This window comes from Chryseobacterium soli, assembly GCF_000737705.1.
Lineage (GTDB): Bacteria > Bacteroidota > Bacteroidia > Flavobacteriales > Weeksellaceae > Chryseobacterium > Chryseobacterium soli.
This window is the reverse complement of record NZ_JPRH01000001.1, coordinates 950976-969350: the sequence shown is the minus strand read 5'-3', so window position 1 is coordinate 969350 and position 18375 is coordinate 950976. Positions and strand designations below refer to the sequence as shown.

The window sequence follows — 18375 nt, the reverse complement described above, 5'->3', positions numbered from 1 at the left end:
AACCTCATGCAAACACCCTCAACCACTATAAAAACTCCTCAAATGAAAGAAATTCTGGAATACCTGTTTAATCATCATACCTTATCCAAATCTGAGGCTAAGGCTATTATGATTGAGATCGCGCAGAATAAGTTCAACGCGACAGAAGTAACGGCTTTCATCAGTATTTTCCTGATGCGAAGCATTACCCTGAAAGAACTGGAAGGTTTCAGGGAAGCCTTGCTGCAAATGGCTGTTTCCGTACAATTAGATGTCGCTGATGCACTGGACATTGTAGGAACCGGAGGAGATGGCAAAAATACCATCAACATTTCAACGCTGGCTAGTTTTGTAGTGGCGGGAGCAGGACAGAAAGTAACCAAACACGGAAATTATGGAGCCTCAACCATTACAGGTTCATCCAATGTTTTGGAAGAGTTGGGGTATCAGTTTAAAAATGATTCCGACCAGCTGAATGAAGAACTGGAAAAAGCCAATATCTGCTTTTTGCATGCGCCTTATTTTCACCCAGCCCTCCAATCTGTCGGTTTATTGAGAAGATCTCTGGGATTAAGAACATTTTTCAACCTGTTAGGCCCGTTGGTAAATCCTGCAAAACCGCAATTTTCAGTAATTGGAGTCTATAACCTTGAAATTGCCCGGATCTATCAATATTTGTTACAAAAAGACGACAGAGACTTCATTTTGGTTCACGGACTGGACGGATATGATGAGATAAGTCTTACCCACGACAGCAAGATTATTACAAAAAAGGGCGAAGAAATTTATTCTGCCGAAGATCTTGGTTTTGATCCTGTAAGCCATAAAAGTATTGAAGCAGGAGAAACCCCTCAGGAATCCGCAAAAATATTCCGGAATATCCTGGAAGGAAAAGGAACAGTACAGCAAAACTCTGTGGTACAAGCGAATGCAGCGGTTGCGCTTTATCACACCCATAAATTCGGAAGTTATGATGACTGCCTGCTGATGGCACAGGAGAGTTTAGAAAGCGGAAAAGCTTTAAAAAGCCTTGAAGCACTACTTCATTGATAATGATGTTCCTCAAAAAAATCGATAAATGTCATTCAGAACGAGGTAACACGAAGTGAAGAATCTTATTCATTATATGATAAAATTTATATCATGAAAATAGCAGCAGCTCATAATTATTATGTTTATATCCTGACAAATAAGAACAGAACTGTACTATATACAGGAGTAACTAATGATCTAAAATCAAGATTGTATTGGCATTTAAATCCGGAGATTGAAAGTAAAATCCATTTTACCACAAAATATAAATGTTTTTATCTTGTCTATTATGAGCATTCACAAGATATAGAGCAGTCAATTATTCGAGAAAAACAGATAAAAGGATATTCGAGAATGAAAAAAGAAAAACTTATAAATAATTTTAATCCAAGCTGGGACTTTTTAAATGAAACGATAGAAAAGATTTCTCACTACATTTCATTACGTTCGAAATGACAGTGCAAATGTCATTCAGAACGAAGCAACGCGAAGTGAAGAATCTTAAAGAAAAACACAATAAAGATTTCTCACTTCATTACATTCGAAATGACAGTGGATATATTTTAATAAAAGAACACTTCAATGACAATATTAGACACTATTATAGAAAGGAAAAAAGAAGAAATTGCTTTTTCGAAGTCAAAAATCTCTGTTGAGCAATTAAAAGGTTCGGAGTTTTTTGACAAAAAAAAATTCTCTTTACAAGAATCTATACAAAATAAGACTGGGATCATCGCTGAATTTAAAAGACAATCCCCATCAAAAGGAATCATTAATAATACGGTTTCCCCTTTGGAGGTGGCAAAAGCATATGAAAACTTCGGGGCAAGCGGAATCTCCATTCTCACTGACAAAGATTTTTTCGGGGGAAGCTTTGAAGACATTATCACTGTTCGGAAAGAGATCAGTATTCCTATTCTTCGAAAAGATTTCATGGTGGATGAATATCAGTTTTATGAAGCAAAAAGCATGGGTGCTGATGCGGTTTTATTAATTGCCGCCTGCCTTTCTCCTGGCCAGGTTAAGGAGTTTACCGCGCTTTCTCATGAATTGGGGATGGAAGTTTTACTGGAGATCCATACCGAAGAAGAGCTTGCTCATTATCATTCCGAAATAGATCTGGTGGGAATCAACAACAGGAATTTAAAAGATTTCAAAGTTGACCTCCAGCATTCTATTCAATTGAAAAACAAACTTCCGAAGAATACTTTATCTGTTGCTGAAAGTGGAATTTATTCTCTGGAAGACTTCCATTATTTAAAAGAAAAGGGATTTAACGGTTTTCTGATGGGCGAATATTTTATGAAAAATACAGATCCTGCCCAAGCATTTGAAGAATTCACAAGCAAAGCAATATAGATATGAAACCACAACAGATAATCCATGCAAAATCACCTAAATTAAAGGTATGTGGGTTGACCCAGCTCGATCAGGTCCAGGAATTAATTTCTATGGGTACGGATTTGCTTGGATTTATCTTTTATAAGAAATCACCAAGATATGTATTGAATCATCTGCATGCGGAAGATCTGTCAACCATTGACCATCAGGGAAAAGTGGGTGTTTTTGTTAATGAAGATCTTCATACCATCACAGAAATCGTTCAAAAAGCCAATCTAAATTTTGTTCAGCTTCACGGCGATGAAAATGAAATTTTTATTGATGAATTAAAAGAAAAACTGGATTCCAGCGTTCAATTGATCAAAGTAATCAGAATAGGAAGTGAAAAGCAGGAAGTGATCCGTATGATTGAAAAAAACATTAACCATCAATCATCTGGCATTGATTATTACCTTTTTGATACTGATTCAAAAGATTTCGGCGGAACAGGAAAACAATTCGACTGGAATGTTCTGAATGAATTTGAAATGCCGGTTCCCTATTTTTTAAGTGGCGGTATTTCAGAAGATAATGTGGAACATGTAAAAAACCTAAGACAACAGCCTTTTGCATTAGATATCAATTCGAAATTTGAAATAAAAGCAGGAGTAAAAGACGTAGACAAAATAAAAAAATTCAAACACAATTTTCGATAATGAAAAGTATGTAAAATGACTTTTCGCAAAAACGTAGACTGACAATGATGAATATACACCAACTAAAAAAAACATTTTATAAAACATTATTTCCACCAAAATTTGAAAATGAAAGAATCCAAACCTTATACAATTTTGTCTCTCAAAATGAGAATAAAGTCAAACATTGGGAAATAGACGGATTATTATCTCAATTCATTAATATTATTAAAATTTATAATGAAACTGATATCGAGTATTTTTTCAAAACGATTAATTTATGGAACAGCTATTACCTGGTTATTATATCTGATAAATTTTTAGATCCTCTGGTAAAGGCCAATATAACGTATGATTTTGGAAACATTTATGCTAAAATTTTCCTTACCTACGAAAATCTGGATTCTTATTTTTTAATTGATAATCTTGAGATTGCGGTTACCATGTATGATTCAAAATTAGATAAAGACACTTTAGTGAATGTAGCAGATAAAATCAAGCTCCTGTATGAGAAAAAACTGATTACCAGGCAGCAGTTTGATTATAATATGACTTTTATAAATAATTTAACGGATGCATTACCAGATTAAAAAACCAGACGAATTAACGGAAACTGAAATACAAAATATTCTGAAATTATGGGATATCTCAGCGTGGAGCACCATGACATCAAAAGATTTCCGTGCTTTTTTCATTCAGTCTGAGTTTCATGTTCTTCTTGATTCCATGGAAGGAATACAGGCTCTTATCCGGCTAAACTTTGATTTTACACTGGAAATCTCCGGTAAAAAATATCATTTTGCAGAAGCTGTCGGCCTTGTTTCCGCTGAAAAAAATAAAGGATATGGCAAAAAACTGATTCAATATTTTTTCGAAAATTGTGTTCAGAAAAACAGAGATGTTATTGGATTCTGCTCCTCTGAATTGCGTATTTTTTATGAAAAATGCAAGGTCCCTATTTTATATAACAAAGCAAAAGAAATACAGGAAAAAAATGATTCCGAATGGATGAGCAGCGAAGATGATGATATTTTAATTTTCAATGCATCCGAGGAGAAAAAAACAATACTGAATCACCTCGATTCTACTAATAAAGCCTATTTAATACTATAAAAAGAAATGAATTATAAAAACCCCGACGAACACGGATATTATGGAGAATTTGGAGGTGCCTTCATTCCCGAAATGCTCTATCCGAATGTAGAAGAACTGAAAAACAACTATCTTGAAATCATTGAATCTGAAGATTTCCAGCATGAATATCAAAACCTGCTTAAGGATTATGTAGGACGTGCCACTCCACTCTATCTTGCCCAAAATCTGAGCAAGAAATACGGAACCACTATTTATCTGAAAAGAGAAGATCTCAACCATACCGGTGCTCATAAGATCAATAATGCTCTGGGACAGGTATTACTGGCCAAACGCCTCGGAAAAACCAGAATCATTGCAGAAACAGGAGCCGGACAACACGGTGTTGCGACTGCAACGGCCTGTGCACTACTGGGACTGGAATGTATCGTTTATATGGGTGAAATAGACATTCAGAGGCAGGCTCCGAATGTGGCAAGAATGAAAATGCTGGGTGCGGAAGTCATTCCTGCCACTTCAGGTTCAAAAACACTGAAAGATGCTGTTAATGAAGCTTTAAGAGACTGGATCAACAACTCTGTAACCACTCATTACGTGATCGGAAGTGTAGTGGGACCTCATCCTTTCCCTGACTTAGTCGCAAGATTCCAAAGTATTATTTCTAAGGAAATCAGAGAGCAGCTGCAGGAAAAAACAGGCCGTTCAACTCCGGATTATGTGATTGCCTGTGTAGGTGGCGGAAGTAATGCAGCGGGAACATTCTATCATTTTGTGAATGAGGAAAATGTAAAGATCATTGCTGCTGAAGCAGGCGGCCTGGGCATAGATTCCGGTAAATCTGCAGCGACAACATTTCTGGGAACGCTAGGTGTTTTACATGGAAGTAAAAGCCTCGTAATGCAGACTGAAGACGGACAGGTTATTGAACCTCACTCTATTTCAGCTGGTTTGGATTATCCCGGAATTGGCCCGTTTCACGCTCATTTATTTAAAGAAAAAAGAGCTGAATTTTTCAGTATCAATGATGAGGAAGCCCTTCGATCTGCTTTTGAACTTACCAAACTGGAAGGTATTATTCCGGCGTTGGAAAGTGCGCATGCTCTGGCAGTTTTAGATAAAAAGAAATTCAATGAAAATGATGTAGTGGTCATCTGTTTAAGCGGGCGTGGGGACAAGGATATGGAAACTTATTTAAAAAATTTGTAAAATGTCGGATGTAAAAAGTATAATGTCTTTCTTTATTATACTTTTTACGTTGTACATGATACATCGTACTTAATACAACAATATGAAAAAACTCAACATATACTTTACCGCAGGAATTCCGCAATCGGAAGATACTGCAGATATTATACGGCTTATTCAAGATTCCGGGGCAGATATGATGGAAATAGGAATGCCTTATTCTGATCCGGTTGCGGACGGACCTGTAATTCAAAAAGCCCATGAATTGGCTTTACAGAACGGAATGACGATTGAGAAACTTCTTTCTCAGTTAAAATCCATAAAAAATGAAATTAAAATTCCGGTTATTTTAATGGGATATATCAATCCTGTTTTGAGCTTTGGATTTGAAAATTTCTGTAAAGAGTGTTCCGAAAGCGGAGTTTCCGGTTTAATTATCCCTGATTTACCTCCTATTGAATTTGAAAAGAATTGTCAGAAAATTTTAGAAAAATATCATCTTAATTTCACCTTTCTGGTGACTCCTGAAACAGCTGACGACAGAATTCTGTATTTGGATTCTCTCAGTTCCGGATTTTTGTATGCGGTAAGTTCCTCATCTACCACCGGAAATAACAATGCCGTTTTAAAAAATGAAAATTATCTTTCAAGATTGGCAGCTCTTCCTTTAAAGAATCCTGTAATGATCGGTTTTGGAATACAGTCCAAGCAGGACTTTGAAAATGTTACCGAAAAAGCAGACGGCGGTATCATCGGAACAGCTTTCGTAAATATCCTGCTGAAAGATAAAGATTGGAAGAATACGGCCATAGATTTTATTAATTCAATAAAAGGCTAAAATTCACTAAATTTGTATGTCAAAAAAATGGTATGAAATCACGATTTCACATAACCATTGAAGAAAACAGACCTGCCATATGAATACAAACCCCAATAAAGTAGTCGCATTTGAAGATTTAGGGATAAAAGAATACCAACCCGCATGGGATTATCAGGAACAGCTGATGAAAGGGATTATTGATACCAAAATACAAAACCGGAATCTGCCTGCTGAAGAACACCATACCACCTCCAATCATTTTCTTTTAGTGGAGCATCCCCACGTTTATACGTTAGGAAAAAGCGGTCACGAAGAAAATATGCTGGCCGGAATAGATCAATTAAAAGAGATTGATGCTACTTTCGTGAAGGTTAACCGCGGTGGTGACATCACTTATCATGGTTTTGGACAGATCGTTGGTTACCCTATTCTGGATCTTGAAAATTTCTTCACCGATATCCATTTATACATGAGAAATCTGGAAGAAGTCATTATCAGAGCCATTGCGGAATTTGGTCTTAAAGGCAAACGCTCACCGGGAGAAACCGGAGTCTGGTTGGATGTAGGAAAACCTTACGCCAGAAAGATCTGTGCTATGGGAGTAAAAGCTTCACGTTGGGTAACACTTCACGGTTTTGCCTTGAATGTAAATACAGATATGCGGTATTTCGAATATATAATTCCCTGCGGAATCAAAGACAAACAGGTGACATCGGTGAAAAGAGAACTTGAAAGAGAGCTTACTCCTGAAGAAGTTGATCACCTGAAAGCAATGATCAGAAAACATTTTGCAGATGTTTTTGGCGCTGAATTAGTGAATACATAAAAGAAACTTAAAAAAATAATATCAACCCTGCCGCTTTTAGTGGTAGGGTTTTTATGTATTCTGACCCTTCATAAAACTGGATTTATTAATTTTTTACTAAAATTTTATCATTTATATAGAATTTTTATTTACATTTAATATCACATAAAAGTGAAGTATTATAAAAACAACACATCATTAAAAAATTTATGCAAACTCCCATTACACCTAAAAAACCATAACCAAAGAAACACACCATTAATCACTAAATATAATAATCATGAGAAACTTTTTTTTATCAATGATGGCATTTGTGACGATTTTGTCATCTACAGCCTGCTCGGATTCTAGTGCCAATCAGGATCCTAATTTAACCAGCAAAGAAGCTAATATCGCTTTGAAAGACATTGGAAAGACTGTTCCGGTAGGGATAGACGATGAAAATGGAAAACTGAAAGTTTCATTCATTGTGACGGCCCAGTTTTATACCATTGAATCCACCAAGGAAAATCAAAAGTACATCGACATCATCAGACAGGCTGTAAAAGATGAATCACCTGTCCATGTTTACATCATACCTAACACGACTACCATCGCGAAGGTTGAAAAAGGAACTGAGGAAGATGTGGCATATTTCAAATCTGCATTAACTAAGGAAGTACGCACTGAGACAAGCAAGTTAACCAGTGTTATTCCTGATCTGGCTACATTAAACAGTCTGTTTGCACAGATCAAAAGCCAGTCTTGCGGAACAACCACGGCTTCATCACCTTGTATTACATTCAGATATCCTGTAGACGGATGCTATGCTAGAGCTCACAAAATGAGACAGATCTTAATCAACAACGGATACGACAGTGAAAAGCAGTTTGTATACGGAAATCTAAAGGCATCTACCGGTACCTGTTGTGTAGCATGGAGTTATCATGTAGCTTTATTAGTAAGCTTTAAAAATTCTGCGGGAGTTACTGAAAAAAGAATTATTGATCCTTCCCTTTTCGCCAGCGGACCTGTAACGGATACTGCCTGGAGAAATGCATGCATCAATACGTCATGTGGATCTGCATCCGTATCTTCTTATGCGAACACTGCTGGAAATGTATATTACAGAAGTCCGGCCGGTTCTTTACTGTATGACAATAATTATATCAATACGAATTGTGTACTTACTACATTTTCACTGTTGTCAGGATGTTCTCCTTCACCGGCTCCTGATGTATCAAGCTGTGGCTTTTAATTTATTATAACTTATAAAACAGCTTCTGCCGTTATTATTCTTATATTGGCAGAAGCTGTTTATCAATACTACTTTTTATGAAAGCATGGACCTATATACTATTCTTATTTATGATAACATCCTGCTCCGGAAATTCGGCTAATGCAAATTTGCAGGACTTAACATGGTACAACAAAGCAACCATAAGCCAAATTTCGGAAGATCCCGATCATCCGAAGGAATTCCTGCGTATATCTATCGGGATAAGTCCGCAGGTTTTTTACCTGTCGAAAAAAAATGCATCCTATACTTCCCTGCTGGAGAAACTTAATCAAAGCCTTCAGAAAGGGAAAAAATTCAATATCGGCATTGAGAATAACACGAATATGATCAAGCAGATTAATGAGAGTAAATAATTCCTGATCCATGTTTATCTTATAACAGAAATTCCTGCATCTACTTTTATTTCGGCTCCATGGATATAAGATGCTTCTTCTGAAGCAAGAAAAAGAACAACATGAGCTATTTCCGAGGGTTCGCCTTGTCTTTTAAAAGGGATTGTCGGGATAATATTCTGAACAGCCTCTTCAATCTGCTGCGTATTCAGCCCTGTATTATTAAAAATATTAGTCTTAATGTGTCCCGGACTGATACCATTTACCCGAATGCCTTTTTCCGTTAATTCAGTCGCAAAAGTTTTAATAAAAGACTGCACAGCCGACTTTGCTGCTGAATAAATAGAAAAGTTAGGCATTGCAATTTCAGTCGCTACAGAGCTGTTAAACACCACTGAACCTCCGCTTTTCATCAAGGGTACTATTTGCTGAACTGTAAAAAAAGGTCCTTTTACCAATACATTGAACAGTTCATCGAAATCATTTTCATTTACGTCTTCAATGGGAGTGAATTTTCCATACCCTGCATTCGCAAAAACCAGATCAATAGTATCTGTATACAGCTTCACAGCCTCCTGTAAGCTCATCAAATCTTTCATATTTCCCGCGTTGGAAACAATTCCAAAAGCTTTATCTCCTAATTGCTTAACTGCCTGATGGACGGTTTCCTCAGTTCTTCCTGTAATAATGGCACTTCCGCCTTCGTCAATAAATTGCTGGGCCACCGCATAGCCCATTCCGTTGGTTCCGCCCGTTATCAAAGCGAATTTGTCTTTAAATCTTTGCATAATTTTTTGTTTAAAATTCTCCCACAAAGATTAGAATATCCCTGTTTTTTAGAAATCCGAAACCTGCGGAATTTCATCATTATTGATTTTATCTAAAATGTATTTTTCGAAATTAGATTGTACACAATTTAATTTGGCGCTATCTTTGCCATGTTAATTACATCTGGGAAATATGCTCAGAAAATTATTTTACATATCAATAAAAAATATAAAACAATGTCATTATTAGAAGACTTAAACTGGAGACATGCGGTAAAAGCATATGATCCGACAAAAAAAGTATCAGAAAAAGATTTATATACTATTTTAGAAGCGGCAAGGCTTGCTCCTACTTCTTCAGGGCTTCAGCCATTCCGTGTGATCGTAGTTGAAAATCAGGAATTAAAGGAAAAAATGGTTCAGGGAGCATTAAATCCTGAAGTCATGAGAGATTCTTCCCACGTTTTGGTATTTGCTGCCTGGGATCATTATTCTAACGAAAAGATTGACAAAGTATATGATCATCATACCGATGTAAGAGAACTTCCAAGAGGACGTTTCGGAAGTTACACCGATAAGATCAAAGAAATGTACAATGCCCAGACCCCGGAACAACATTTTGCACACACTGCCCGCCAGACTTACATTTCATTAGGTTTAGCGATGGCTCAGGCTGCTGAATTAAAAATCGACAGTACACCGGCAGAAGGGTTTAGTAATGAAGTGGTGGATCAGATCCTTGGGCTAAAAGAATTAGGATTGAAAAGCGTAAGCTTACTGTATCTTGGATACAGAGATGAGGAAAAAGACTGGCTTTCTACGATGAAAAAGGTCCGCGTTCCTATGGAAGAATTCATTATTAAAAAATAAAGTCTGTACAAGGCTTTGCCCTACTCTTATGGAAAATTTAAAAACTCCCAAATTAGAAAATCAGATCTGTTTTCCGTTGTATGTGATTGCAAAGGAGATCACCGGATTATACCGTCCTTTTCTTGATGAGTTGGATATCACCTATCCTCAATATCTTGTAATGATGGTCCTTTGGGAAAACGACGGTCTTACCGTCAGTCATATTGGTGATCAGCTTTTCCTCGACAGCGGTACCCTTACTCCACTTCTTAAAAGACTGGAAGCAAAAGGATTTATCGCAAGGAAAAGAAATAAGGAAGATGAAAGAGTGGTAGAGGCATTTCTTTCAGAATCAGGGAGAGAACTGCAGAAAAAAGCTTGTGAAATCCCGGGTAAAATTCTTGAAAAAATAGATGTTGAGCCCGAAGATCTGGTACAACTGAAAGAAAACATTCAAAAAATAGTAAGCAAAATAAAAAAATAAAATATGAAAACATTATACACAACCAGTGTTACCGCTACAGGCGGAAGAAATGGACAGGTAAAAAGTGAAAACGGAGTGTTGGATCTTGAAGTAAAAATGCCAAAAGCATTAGGCGGTGCCAATGATGATTTTGCCAATCCTGAAATGCTTTTTGCAGCAGGATATTCAGCGTGTTTTGACAGTGCTCTGAACAGAGTTATCAGTTTGTCGAAAACAAAAACCGGTGAAACCACTGTAGTAGCTAAAATAAGCATCGGACAACTGGAAAATGGCGGATTCGGATTGGCAGCAGAGCTGGATGTGAATATTCCGGGAGTATCTATTGAAGAAGCACAGGAACTGACTGAAAAAGCGCATCAGATTTGTCCGTACTCTAATGCAACAAGAAATAATATTGAAGTGAAGCTTTCGGTAACGAATAACTAAGTTAGAATTACTTTGATTACATACAATCTGTTTCCTTTGGAAGCAGATTTTTGTTTTTAATCTGATTTATAATTTATATTTGTTAATAGCAATAATTTTTAATGAAAAAACAATCCACTTTTATAGCCTTAGGTATTATTCTAATTTTCAATAGTTGTTCAAAAAACAAAGAAAAATCTTCCGAAGCAGCTGCTTTTCAATATATTCAAGAAAAAAAAGCTGATACTTTAAAAGAGAAAAATTACATCGCCATTTTTGATGGTACAACTAACAAGATATCAACTCTATCTCAACAAGAATTAAAAATCATAAATAAGAATTTAATTAAAGCTGTTGAGGAATATAATGCTTTATTAAAGGCTAAACTTGAAAAATCAAATAAGAAAGATCCCTCTTCTACATTAAACTATGAAGAAGAAAAACTCAACCTAAGAAATTATTACAGACAATATTTTGTATCAACTGATAAATCCGGTGATAAAACAGTATTCATTTTTTGCTTTTGTTCTTATATGGATATTGATGATTCCTGGAGAAAAGAAAAAATGCAGGTATTTGATGGAGGAAGCTGCTATTTTAATCTTGAAATAAATATCACAAAAAATTCTTATTCAAAATTACAAACTCACGGGTTAGCTTAACTAAATTACCTATATATTATTTAGAATAATTTTTTCTTCAATCTTACCTTAACTCTCAAAATTCAAATAAACATTGAAAAAACTACTCACACTTACCGTTACAATTTGCACCTGGCTGGCTATATATTCACAAAATACCTATGTATTTTTGGGTTCATTTAATAGAGACAAAACTACAGAAGGAATTTATGTGTATCAACTCGACCCCAACAGTGGAAATTTGTCGAAAATCACCACCGTAAAGAATATTTTAAATCCATCCTATTTAACAGTATCACCGAACGGAAAATACATTTTTGCCTGTACTGAAAGTAAAACTAAAAATGCAGGAAGTGTAAGCAGTTTTGAATTTAAACCTGAAGATAAAGCGCTGGTTTATATCAACAGCCAAAAAAGCGGCGGAGAAAATCCCGTGTATCTAACGGTTCATAAAAACGGAAAATGGCTGGTCAATGGAAATTATACCGAAGGAAGTGTTTCCGTATATCCTATTTCAGAAAACGGAACCATTCAACCTTTTGTTCAAAGTTTCCAATTTACAGAAGGAAGTATACATCCGGAAAGACAAGATCGTTCTCATATCCATTCAACTGTTTTTTCTCCTGATTTTGATTATCTTTTTTTACCGGATTTGGGAGCAGATAAAATAAGAACATATCATTTTGATAGTGGAAAAACTGAACCATTACAAGCTGCAGAAAAACCTTTCACACCTACCCCATTAGGAAGCGGGCCCAGACATTTCACTTTTCATCCGAACGGAAAATTTGCCTATTGTATTGATGAACTAACGGGAACGGTAGATGTTTATACTTATAAAAATGGACAATTAAACAGTATTCAAAGAATCAACACCCACTCTGAAAAGTATAAGGATAATTTTGAAAGTTCGGACATTCATATTTCTCCTGATGGTCAATATCTGTATGCATCCAACCGAGGAAGTGAGAACAATATCGCCATATTTTCTATTCATGATGATGGAAAACTGGAAACAGTAGGCTATCAATCAACCAAAGGAAAACATCCAAGAGTATTCGCCATTGATCCAACCGGCAATTTCTTAATTGCTACCAACGCAGTAAGTGGAGATGTTGTTGTATTTAAGCGAAATTTTAAAACAGGGCTTCTCAAAAAAGTGGGTAAAAAATTGAAAATAAAAAATGTTTCCTGCGTTCAGATTAAAAAATATTAATCACTTTTTTATAAACACCTATCTATTCTAGCTCATATTACTTATCTAATAATATATCATTAAATGAAAACAAATAAATTACTCCTTTTATTTACACTTCTTATATTTTCTGTTGGATATTCACAAATCGAACAAATAAAAAAAATTGACAGTATTTTTGACAAGAAAACTGAAGAAATTCCTGTGAAAAATAAAAATTCAAAAAAATATTGGAAATACGCTTCTGAAATTAACTCTCAAAGAATTGCTGAATATGATCAATTATTGCATGAAATATATCAAAAAGATTGTGCTGAAATTCCAACATTACAAATCCAACAGGAAGACAAAATCATTAATTATAAAAATAACGGAATTAGTGGCTTTCGAGAGGAAATGTTTAAAAATGTTAACCTCCAAAAACATCCATTTCTTCCAAATTTAACCGGACTAACTTTAAAATCTGAACTAAAATGGGTTATAGATGAAAATGGTTCCATTAAAAAGGTTGAAGCAATAGGTGAAAATGAAGCTTTTAATACTTTAACAAAAATTGCTTTATATAAAACAGAAGGAAATTGGATCCCAGCTCAAAAAAATGAACGAAACATACGGTCAAGTTTCAGATTTCCTATTACTATTCAAATTGAGTAGAAAACAATAGTGATATTAGGTTTTCGAAAACGAATAACTAAGTTTGAATTACTTTGATTATACACAATATGCTTCCTTTGAAAGCAGAGTTCTTGTTTTAATGGGAATGATAAATAGAAATTGCTATTCTTTAAAAAAGATTTAATTTTATGGTGCTGCTATCAGTAAAGATTTCAAAACAAATAACCAAAAACGATTAAACATTAAGAAAAATGAAAGGAAAAGAATTCACGGAATTAAGTGACCAGGAATTATTAGACAAAAGAAAAAAACTAAAATCTGCATCTATAATGAATGCTCTACTTACTGGATCTTTCATCGGAATCGCAGCCTACATCACTATAAAAAACGGATTTGGATTTTTCACATTTTTCCCATTAATTTTTGTGTTTCATCTCATAAAAAACAGAATAGATCAGAAAGAATTAGAAGAGGAAATTAAATCCAGAACTTTAAAACAAAAGGTTGTGTAATAATCCATAAATGAAATTAGTCATCCCTATATTTTTTATTCTTTTACTTTTCAATTGTTCTAAAACTAAAAAAAAGGAAGATCAATTATTCGTTGTAAAAAATAATTTCAGTGTATCTGGTTTTTATAAAAAATTGGATAGTTTAAACGAAGCTCATAGTAAAAATGACTCTTTAGAAGCACCCATAACCACCAATGACAAAAGATTAAACAAAAATTATGTGCATGGAGCCATTCACTTTTTAATTCTTGATAAGGATAACTCATATTACGTCATAGACAACTTGAAACCATTTTTACTATGTGGAAATACAGGTGAATTCTTGAAGCAGGATTCAATTGATTTTATAGAAAAAAGTAATCTGCTGACTGATCGATCCCAGCCGATAAGAACATCTGAAATAACAAAAATCCTTAAGCAGCATCAAAATGCAATTGTAAATACGGAAAATACAAACCCGTTAAACATTTCTTTCGCTTTAAAAAATGACACTTTGAAAGGTTCAACAATGTATCGTATTATAAGTTTCATGGAAAACAATGGAATGAAATCTTACACCATCCGGAGAATGAATGCATACGAACTTAAAAAAGCCAAATAAAACATAATATTCACTAATTACCTCGTTTTAGAATCACTTTTCTTATACGCATCCACCGGTTGATAGGTATTATTCTTTTCTTTTTCCTTTTTATCTGAAATTAAGATCCCAAAAAGATGGTCAACTTCATGTTGGAAAATGACCGCTGTAAAGCCTTCAATCATTTCGGAATACTTCTGTCCTTTCAAATCAACATACTGCACCTGAATTACTTTGCTTCGGTAAAACTGGTCTCTGAATTCAGGGATGGAAAGATCGCCTTCGGGCCCCAAATTCTGAAGCTCCGATCTCCAAACGATCACAGGATTAATAAAATATTCTATCGGATCACCTTCTTTGTCAAAACGCTGTACCCAGACAATCTTTCTGTTGATTCCTACCTGTGGCGCAGCAATTCCTACTCCGCCATCTGTTGAAAGAAGTGACGCTTTCATTCTATTAACCAAAACAGCTGTATTCGGGTCAATGGGATCGACTTCTGTGGAAAGACTGAGTAACGTTTTATGCTGGTTGCTGTCAGTTGTCTGATAAATAGGCAGTGCGGTACTGATATCTCCCTGGTTGATAATCGACAGTTCATTGGGACTCAATTTCTGAGCATTGGCCAGACTGATGCAAAGCAGGAATAGAAAGGATATTTTTTTCATTAGTATTGAATGTTATACAAATATAGAAATTGCGAATCAGGTTTTGGCTAGAACCTTTTGATTTGTTTTCATAAAATAGAAATGGGCTAAAGCCCATTTCTTATGAATATATTCAGTATTTTTTTTAACCACAGATTTCACGCATTTTTCATAATAAAAAATCTGCATGATCTGCTCAATCTGCGAGCGACACAACCTAAAAAGTCTTCGTCATATCCGTCGGAATAATCAGATTGAACTCCGTGGGCTTATACTCTTTTTCAGGAACTTTCAATTCAGGATTTTCAGATTCAAAAACAGAGATCACCGCCATTTTCAAGGTTGGATTTTTCTGTTTGATGTACCAGTAAATTCCTCCAAATTCTTTGCTGTGGTAATTTCCATTATAGTGAATAAACGTTTTTCCGGCCTGCCAGCTTTTCAGAATAGATTCAGCCATGGTGGCATCTTTTGTAGCCTGGGCAGCAATAAAGTTCATTACCTTAGTCCCTTCTGCATGTTCGCCCATCATTGCTTTCATTTCCGTATAGCCGGGAGTATCCAGCGTAACTTTAATTGGAAGTTGTGCGATGTATGTTTTTTCTTTTTCACTTAATCTATTGAGTGATTCTAGACCTTCTTTTGACGTCTGAGAAGCATATCTTCTCGGAATATTAGTCGCAACAAAGGTTAGCTTTTTATCTTTGGCAAAATCTACCAGCGGTTTATAATCGGTCGGGTAATTATTCCATAAGCGGGCAGAATCTTTCAGCGTTTTCGCATCAAATTTCCCACTCAGATATTGGTTTAACTGGAATTGATTGTCTCTTTCAAACATTTCCGCACCCAGCATAATCTGGCCGTTTTTCTTTTCATATAAAGCTTCGGTAATTTTCAGCTGAAGCCAGTGATTGATTGAACTGTTGTGATTTTCACCAAAGAAAACCACATCATATTGTGCCAGCTCTTTAACCAATTTATATGTCTTGATTTCCTTTCCTTTTTGATCATAAAATTGATAGGCCTTGAAGTTTTGAGCATGTAATGAACAAAAGCCGACAAACAATATCGCGATGAAAATATTTTTCATTGTATTGAATTTTAATGATTTTTTTAATATTAATTATTTTCACAAATATCACCAATTTTTTATCAAGCAGCTTCCTTGAAAATTTAATGTTTTTTTGTTGGAAATCGCAAAGGCGCAAAGATTTGGATTTTTAGGAAACATTAAGGCGCAAGAAAATTAAAAATTTTCAGCAAGTATTCATCTACAACGTTATAAATTTTATCTGCGATAAAATCCTTGCGCCTTAAAAACATGATCTAACCTATAGTATTGCGTCTTTGCGATTTAATAGTTAAAAAATCAGTTTTATTACTATTATATTTAAATGAAATAAAAAGCCGTCTTGAAAAAACAAAACGGCCTCCATTCAAATCATCTAATTATTAATTCTCTAAAGAAGCAACAAGATCTTTCCACTCCTGAAGTTCTGGAATTCCAGGTTTTCTTTTTCCAAAGAACTGAACGATAAAATCCCCTTCTTTATTAAATACTTCAATAGCGGTAACTTCTCCGTCTTCAGTAGGTTTTTTAACGATCCATGCTTCTGCAATTTTCGTTACATCCAAATGTAAGTTGAAATCAGGATCCATGACGTTGAACCACTGCTGGTGCCAAAGAACTTTTTTCACCTCTCCTGTGTGAATCTGGATAAGGCCTCTATTTCCAACAAAAACCATGATCGGAAGGCTCTTTTCAGAAGCATCTTCAAGAACATTGACCACTTTAGCATTATCAATTTTGGTAGCATATCCTTCAGGAGCCAAACGTAAAGCCTGTGTTCTGCTTACTCCGAATTTTCTTGTCATCATGAAGAAATCATGAGTATCTTTTAATTCTGTCCACGATTTTTTAAATCCTTCTGCATCAATTTCAGAATCCGGTTTTTCAGCCGGTTTTGGAGCTACCGCTTCAAAAGTAAATTCCACATTCTGATCTTCCGCTTTGAATTTTTCAACGATCGCATCGAAAGCTTCTGCATTGCTGTCTTTTGTCAAATAGATTTTATGCAGAGCCAATCCGTCTTTTCCAAAGAACTGAAGACTTTTTCTGTCTCCTTCCACAACGCCGAAAGCAAACTTCCATGCGCTAAGGAAAATTCTAAGGTCGATATCCTCTCCAACGAAAAGCTGTGCATGGGGACTGCTGAAATCTCCGTTCAGGTAGGTTCCTTTTCTCTCATTTACACACTCATCATTACGGGTAAGCGCCATTACTTTTCCTAATTGTTCTACATCAGTCAGGATATTCTGGAATTCCGGCTTTAAAACGGTCACGCCTTCACCTATACTTGTTATTAATAGTTCAGCTTCGCTTACGCCTAATTCTACAGCAGCATTTCTTATTCTTACATGTGGATTTTCTGCTTTCAGAGCTTCCCACTTACTTTTGAGATCGTTTACTAATGTGCTCATTGTATTATTATTTTTTTATGGTTAAAACTGTATAAATTCTTTTTATTTTTTCGTTTTCGGTTTTGCTTGTAATTTTTTCTTCTTTTTCAGAAATTTTCATTCTTTTAAAATGACTTTTAGAAACTAGTTCTTCCATTTCATCGTTGTTGTATAAAGTAAAATTATACTCAGTAAAAGGAAGTCTTTCCATGAAATCTCTTTGTCCAAACGTTAAAACAAAGGTTCCGCCATCCTTCAGAACTCTGTAAATTTCATTTAAAAATTCAACGGGTTCTTCCCAAAAATAGACGGTATTCACCGTACATATTTTATCGAACGTCTTGTCTTGAAAAGGAAGTTTTTTTCCTTCATACAAAACAAAATCAGCCTGATTTTCAAATGCTTTATTTAAGCTTTTGGCTTCCTGATGCATGGTTTCAGAAATATCGATTCCTGTGTATTGTATATTGTTAGCAACAGATAAAATACTTTTCAGGTGTCCGGCGTTTCCGTGGCCTATTTCAAGGATATGTTCATTATCTTCTATCAGAAGAGTTCTGATGCTTTCCAGGGTCATCCCTATGTTGGTGGCATTCATCATCTCGCCGATCTCAATTCCTTTTTCTCCCTGGGGATTGGCAAGATGTTGGGCAAGGATTTTCAGTTCATCTTTTTCCATAG

The 18375-nt window shown here is 35.3% G+C and carries 24 protein-coding genes; 19 read left to right on the top strand and 5 right to left on the bottom strand.

Features of this window, described 5'->3' with window-relative positions; translation table 11 throughout:
• Window positions 1-42: 42 nt before the first annotated feature.
• The 11 genes from trpD (at window position 43) to IW15_RS04420 (ending at window position 8560) form a co-directional block, all read left to right on the top strand.
• Window positions 43-1029 (top strand): anthranilate phosphoribosyltransferase, encoded by a 987-nt coding sequence (gene trpD, locus IW15_RS04470; RefSeq protein ID WP_034709867.1) that lies wholly within the window; start codon window positions 43-45, stop codon window positions 1027-1029.
• A gap of 93 nt (window positions 1030-1122) precedes the next feature.
• Window positions 1123-1467 (top strand): GIY-YIG nuclease family protein, encoded by a 345-nt coding sequence (locus IW15_RS04465; RefSeq protein WP_034709570.1) that lies wholly within the window; start codon window positions 1123-1125, stop codon window positions 1465-1467.
• Window positions 1468-1593: 126 nt separating this feature from the next.
• Entirely contained in the window at window positions 1594-2370 is a 777-nt protein-coding gene (gene trpC, locus IW15_RS04460; RefSeq protein ID WP_034709567.1) for an indole-3-glycerol phosphate synthase TrpC, read from the top strand.
• Window positions 2371-2372: 2 nt separating this feature from the next.
• Window positions 2373-3047: a phosphoribosylanthranilate isomerase gene (locus IW15_RS04455; protein ID WP_034709566.1), complete on the top strand. Its 675-nt coding sequence runs from the start codon at window positions 2373-2375 to the stop codon at window positions 3045-3047.
• A gap of 44 nt (window positions 3048-3091) precedes the next feature.
• The gene (locus IW15_RS04450) at window positions 3092-3616 is read left to right on the top strand and encodes a hypothetical protein (protein WP_034709565.1); all 525 of its coding nucleotides are present in this window, start codon (window positions 3092-3094) and stop codon (window positions 3614-3616) included.
• A complete protein-coding gene (locus IW15_RS04445; protein WP_034709564.1) occupies window positions 3600-4139 on the top strand; it encodes a GNAT family protein in 540 nt (179 codons plus the stop codon). Before IW15_RS04450 ends, IW15_RS04445 begins: the two co-directional genes overlap by 17 nt.
• Window positions 4140-4145: 6 nt before the next feature.
• On the top strand, window positions 4146-5324 hold the full coding sequence (gene trpB, locus IW15_RS04440; protein ID WP_034709562.1) for a tryptophan synthase subunit beta: 1179 nt from the start codon (window positions 4146-4148) through the stop codon (window positions 5322-5324).
• 82 nt (window positions 5325-5406) lie between these two features.
• Window positions 5407-6141 (top strand): tryptophan synthase subunit alpha, encoded by a 735-nt coding sequence (trpA, locus tag IW15_RS04435; RefSeq protein ID WP_034709560.1) that lies wholly within the window; start codon window positions 5407-5409, stop codon window positions 6139-6141.
• Between the two features lie 79 nt (window positions 6142-6220).
• Window positions 6221-6949 carry a lipoyl(octanoyl) transferase LipB gene (gene lipB / locus IW15_RS04430; RefSeq protein WP_034709557.1) on the top strand — a complete coding sequence of 243 codons (729 nt, stop codon included), beginning with the start codon at window positions 6221-6223 and terminating at the stop codon, window positions 6947-6949.
• Between the two features lie 259 nt (window positions 6950-7208).
• Window positions 7209-8165, top strand: coding sequence for a protein-glutamine glutaminase (locus IW15_RS04425; RefSeq protein WP_131368497.1), 957 nt, complete (start codon window positions 7209-7211; stop codon window positions 8163-8165).
• Window positions 8166-8275: 110 nt separating this feature from the next.
• Window positions 8276-8560, top strand: a complete 285-nt coding sequence (locus IW15_RS04420) for a hypothetical protein (RefSeq protein ID WP_034709553.1) — start codon at window positions 8276-8278, stop codon at window positions 8558-8560.
• A 14-nt stretch (window positions 8561-8574) separates the two neighbouring features.
• On the opposite strand, the gene IW15_RS04415 is transcribed toward IW15_RS04420, so the two are convergent.
• Window positions 8575-9327 carry an SDR family oxidoreductase gene (locus IW15_RS04415; RefSeq protein WP_034709552.1) on the bottom strand — a complete coding sequence of 251 codons (753 nt, stop codon included), beginning with the start codon at window positions 9325-9327 and terminating at the stop codon, window positions 8575-8577.
• A 216-nt stretch (window positions 9328-9543) separates the two neighbouring features.
• Here IW15_RS04415 and IW15_RS04410 point away from each other — a divergent pair, with 216 nt between their 5' ends.
• From IW15_RS04410 to IW15_RS04375, 8 genes are all read left to right on the top strand, one after another.
• Entirely contained in the window at window positions 9544-10176 is a 633-nt protein-coding gene (locus IW15_RS04410; RefSeq protein ID WP_034709866.1) for an NAD(P)H-dependent oxidoreductase, read from the top strand.
• 28 nt (window positions 10177-10204) lie between these two features.
• A complete protein-coding gene (locus IW15_RS04405; RefSeq protein WP_034709551.1) occupies window positions 10205-10639 on the top strand; it encodes a MarR family winged helix-turn-helix transcriptional regulator in 435 nt (144 codons plus the stop codon).
• Window positions 10640-10642: 3 nt separating this feature from the next.
• A complete protein-coding gene (locus IW15_RS04400) occupies window positions 10643-11065 on the top strand; it encodes an organic hydroperoxide resistance protein (protein ID WP_034709550.1) in 423 nt (140 codons plus the stop codon).
• A gap of 101 nt (window positions 11066-11166) precedes the next feature.
• On the top strand, window positions 11167-11706 hold the full coding sequence (locus tag IW15_RS04395) for a hypothetical protein (RefSeq protein WP_051881752.1): 540 nt from the start codon (window positions 11167-11169) through the stop codon (window positions 11704-11706).
• Window positions 11707-11779: 73 nt separating this feature from the next.
• Window positions 11780-12901: a lactonase family protein gene (locus tag IW15_RS04390; protein WP_034709547.1), complete on the top strand. Its 1122-nt coding sequence runs from the start codon at window positions 11780-11782 to the stop codon at window positions 12899-12901.
• Between the two features lie 63 nt (window positions 12902-12964).
• Window positions 12965-13534, top strand: coding sequence for a hypothetical protein (locus IW15_RS04385; protein WP_034709545.1), 570 nt, complete (start codon window positions 12965-12967; stop codon window positions 13532-13534).
• 212 nt (window positions 13535-13746) lie between these two features.
• Window positions 13747-14007: a hypothetical protein gene (locus IW15_RS04380; protein WP_034709543.1), complete on the top strand. Its 261-nt coding sequence runs from the start codon at window positions 13747-13749 to the stop codon at window positions 14005-14007.
• 133 nt (window positions 14008-14140) lie between these two features.
• Entirely contained in the window at window positions 14141-14608 is a 468-nt protein-coding gene (locus IW15_RS04375; RefSeq protein WP_131368495.1) for a hypothetical protein, read from the top strand.
• A gap of 17 nt (window positions 14609-14625) precedes the next feature.
• On the opposite strand, the gene IW15_RS04370 is transcribed toward IW15_RS04375, so the two are convergent.
• The 4 genes from IW15_RS04370 to IW15_RS04355 all read right to left on the bottom strand — a co-directional run bounded on the left by IW15_RS04370 (window position 14626) and on the right by IW15_RS04355 (window position 18373).
• Window positions 14626-15255 carry a peptide deformylase gene (locus tag IW15_RS04370; RefSeq protein WP_034709539.1) on the bottom strand — a complete coding sequence of 210 codons (630 nt, stop codon included), beginning with the start codon at window positions 15253-15255 and terminating at the stop codon, window positions 14626-14628.
• 196 nt (window positions 15256-15451) lie between these two features.
• The gene (locus IW15_RS04365) at window positions 15452-16324 is read right to left on the bottom strand and encodes a ChaN family lipoprotein (RefSeq protein ID WP_034709536.1); all 873 of its coding nucleotides are present in this window, start codon (window positions 16322-16324) and stop codon (window positions 15452-15454) included.
• 362 nt (window positions 16325-16686) lie between these two features.
• Window positions 16687-17715 (bottom strand): hemin-degrading factor, encoded by a 1029-nt coding sequence (locus tag IW15_RS04360; protein WP_034709534.1) that lies wholly within the window; start codon window positions 17713-17715, stop codon window positions 16687-16689.
• Window positions 17716-17722: 7 nt separating this feature from the next.
• Window positions 17723-18373: a class I SAM-dependent methyltransferase gene (locus tag IW15_RS04355; protein ID WP_034709532.1), complete on the bottom strand. Its 651-nt coding sequence runs from the start codon at window positions 18371-18373 to the stop codon at window positions 17723-17725.
• Between the last annotated feature and the right edge of the window lie 2 nt (window positions 18374-18375).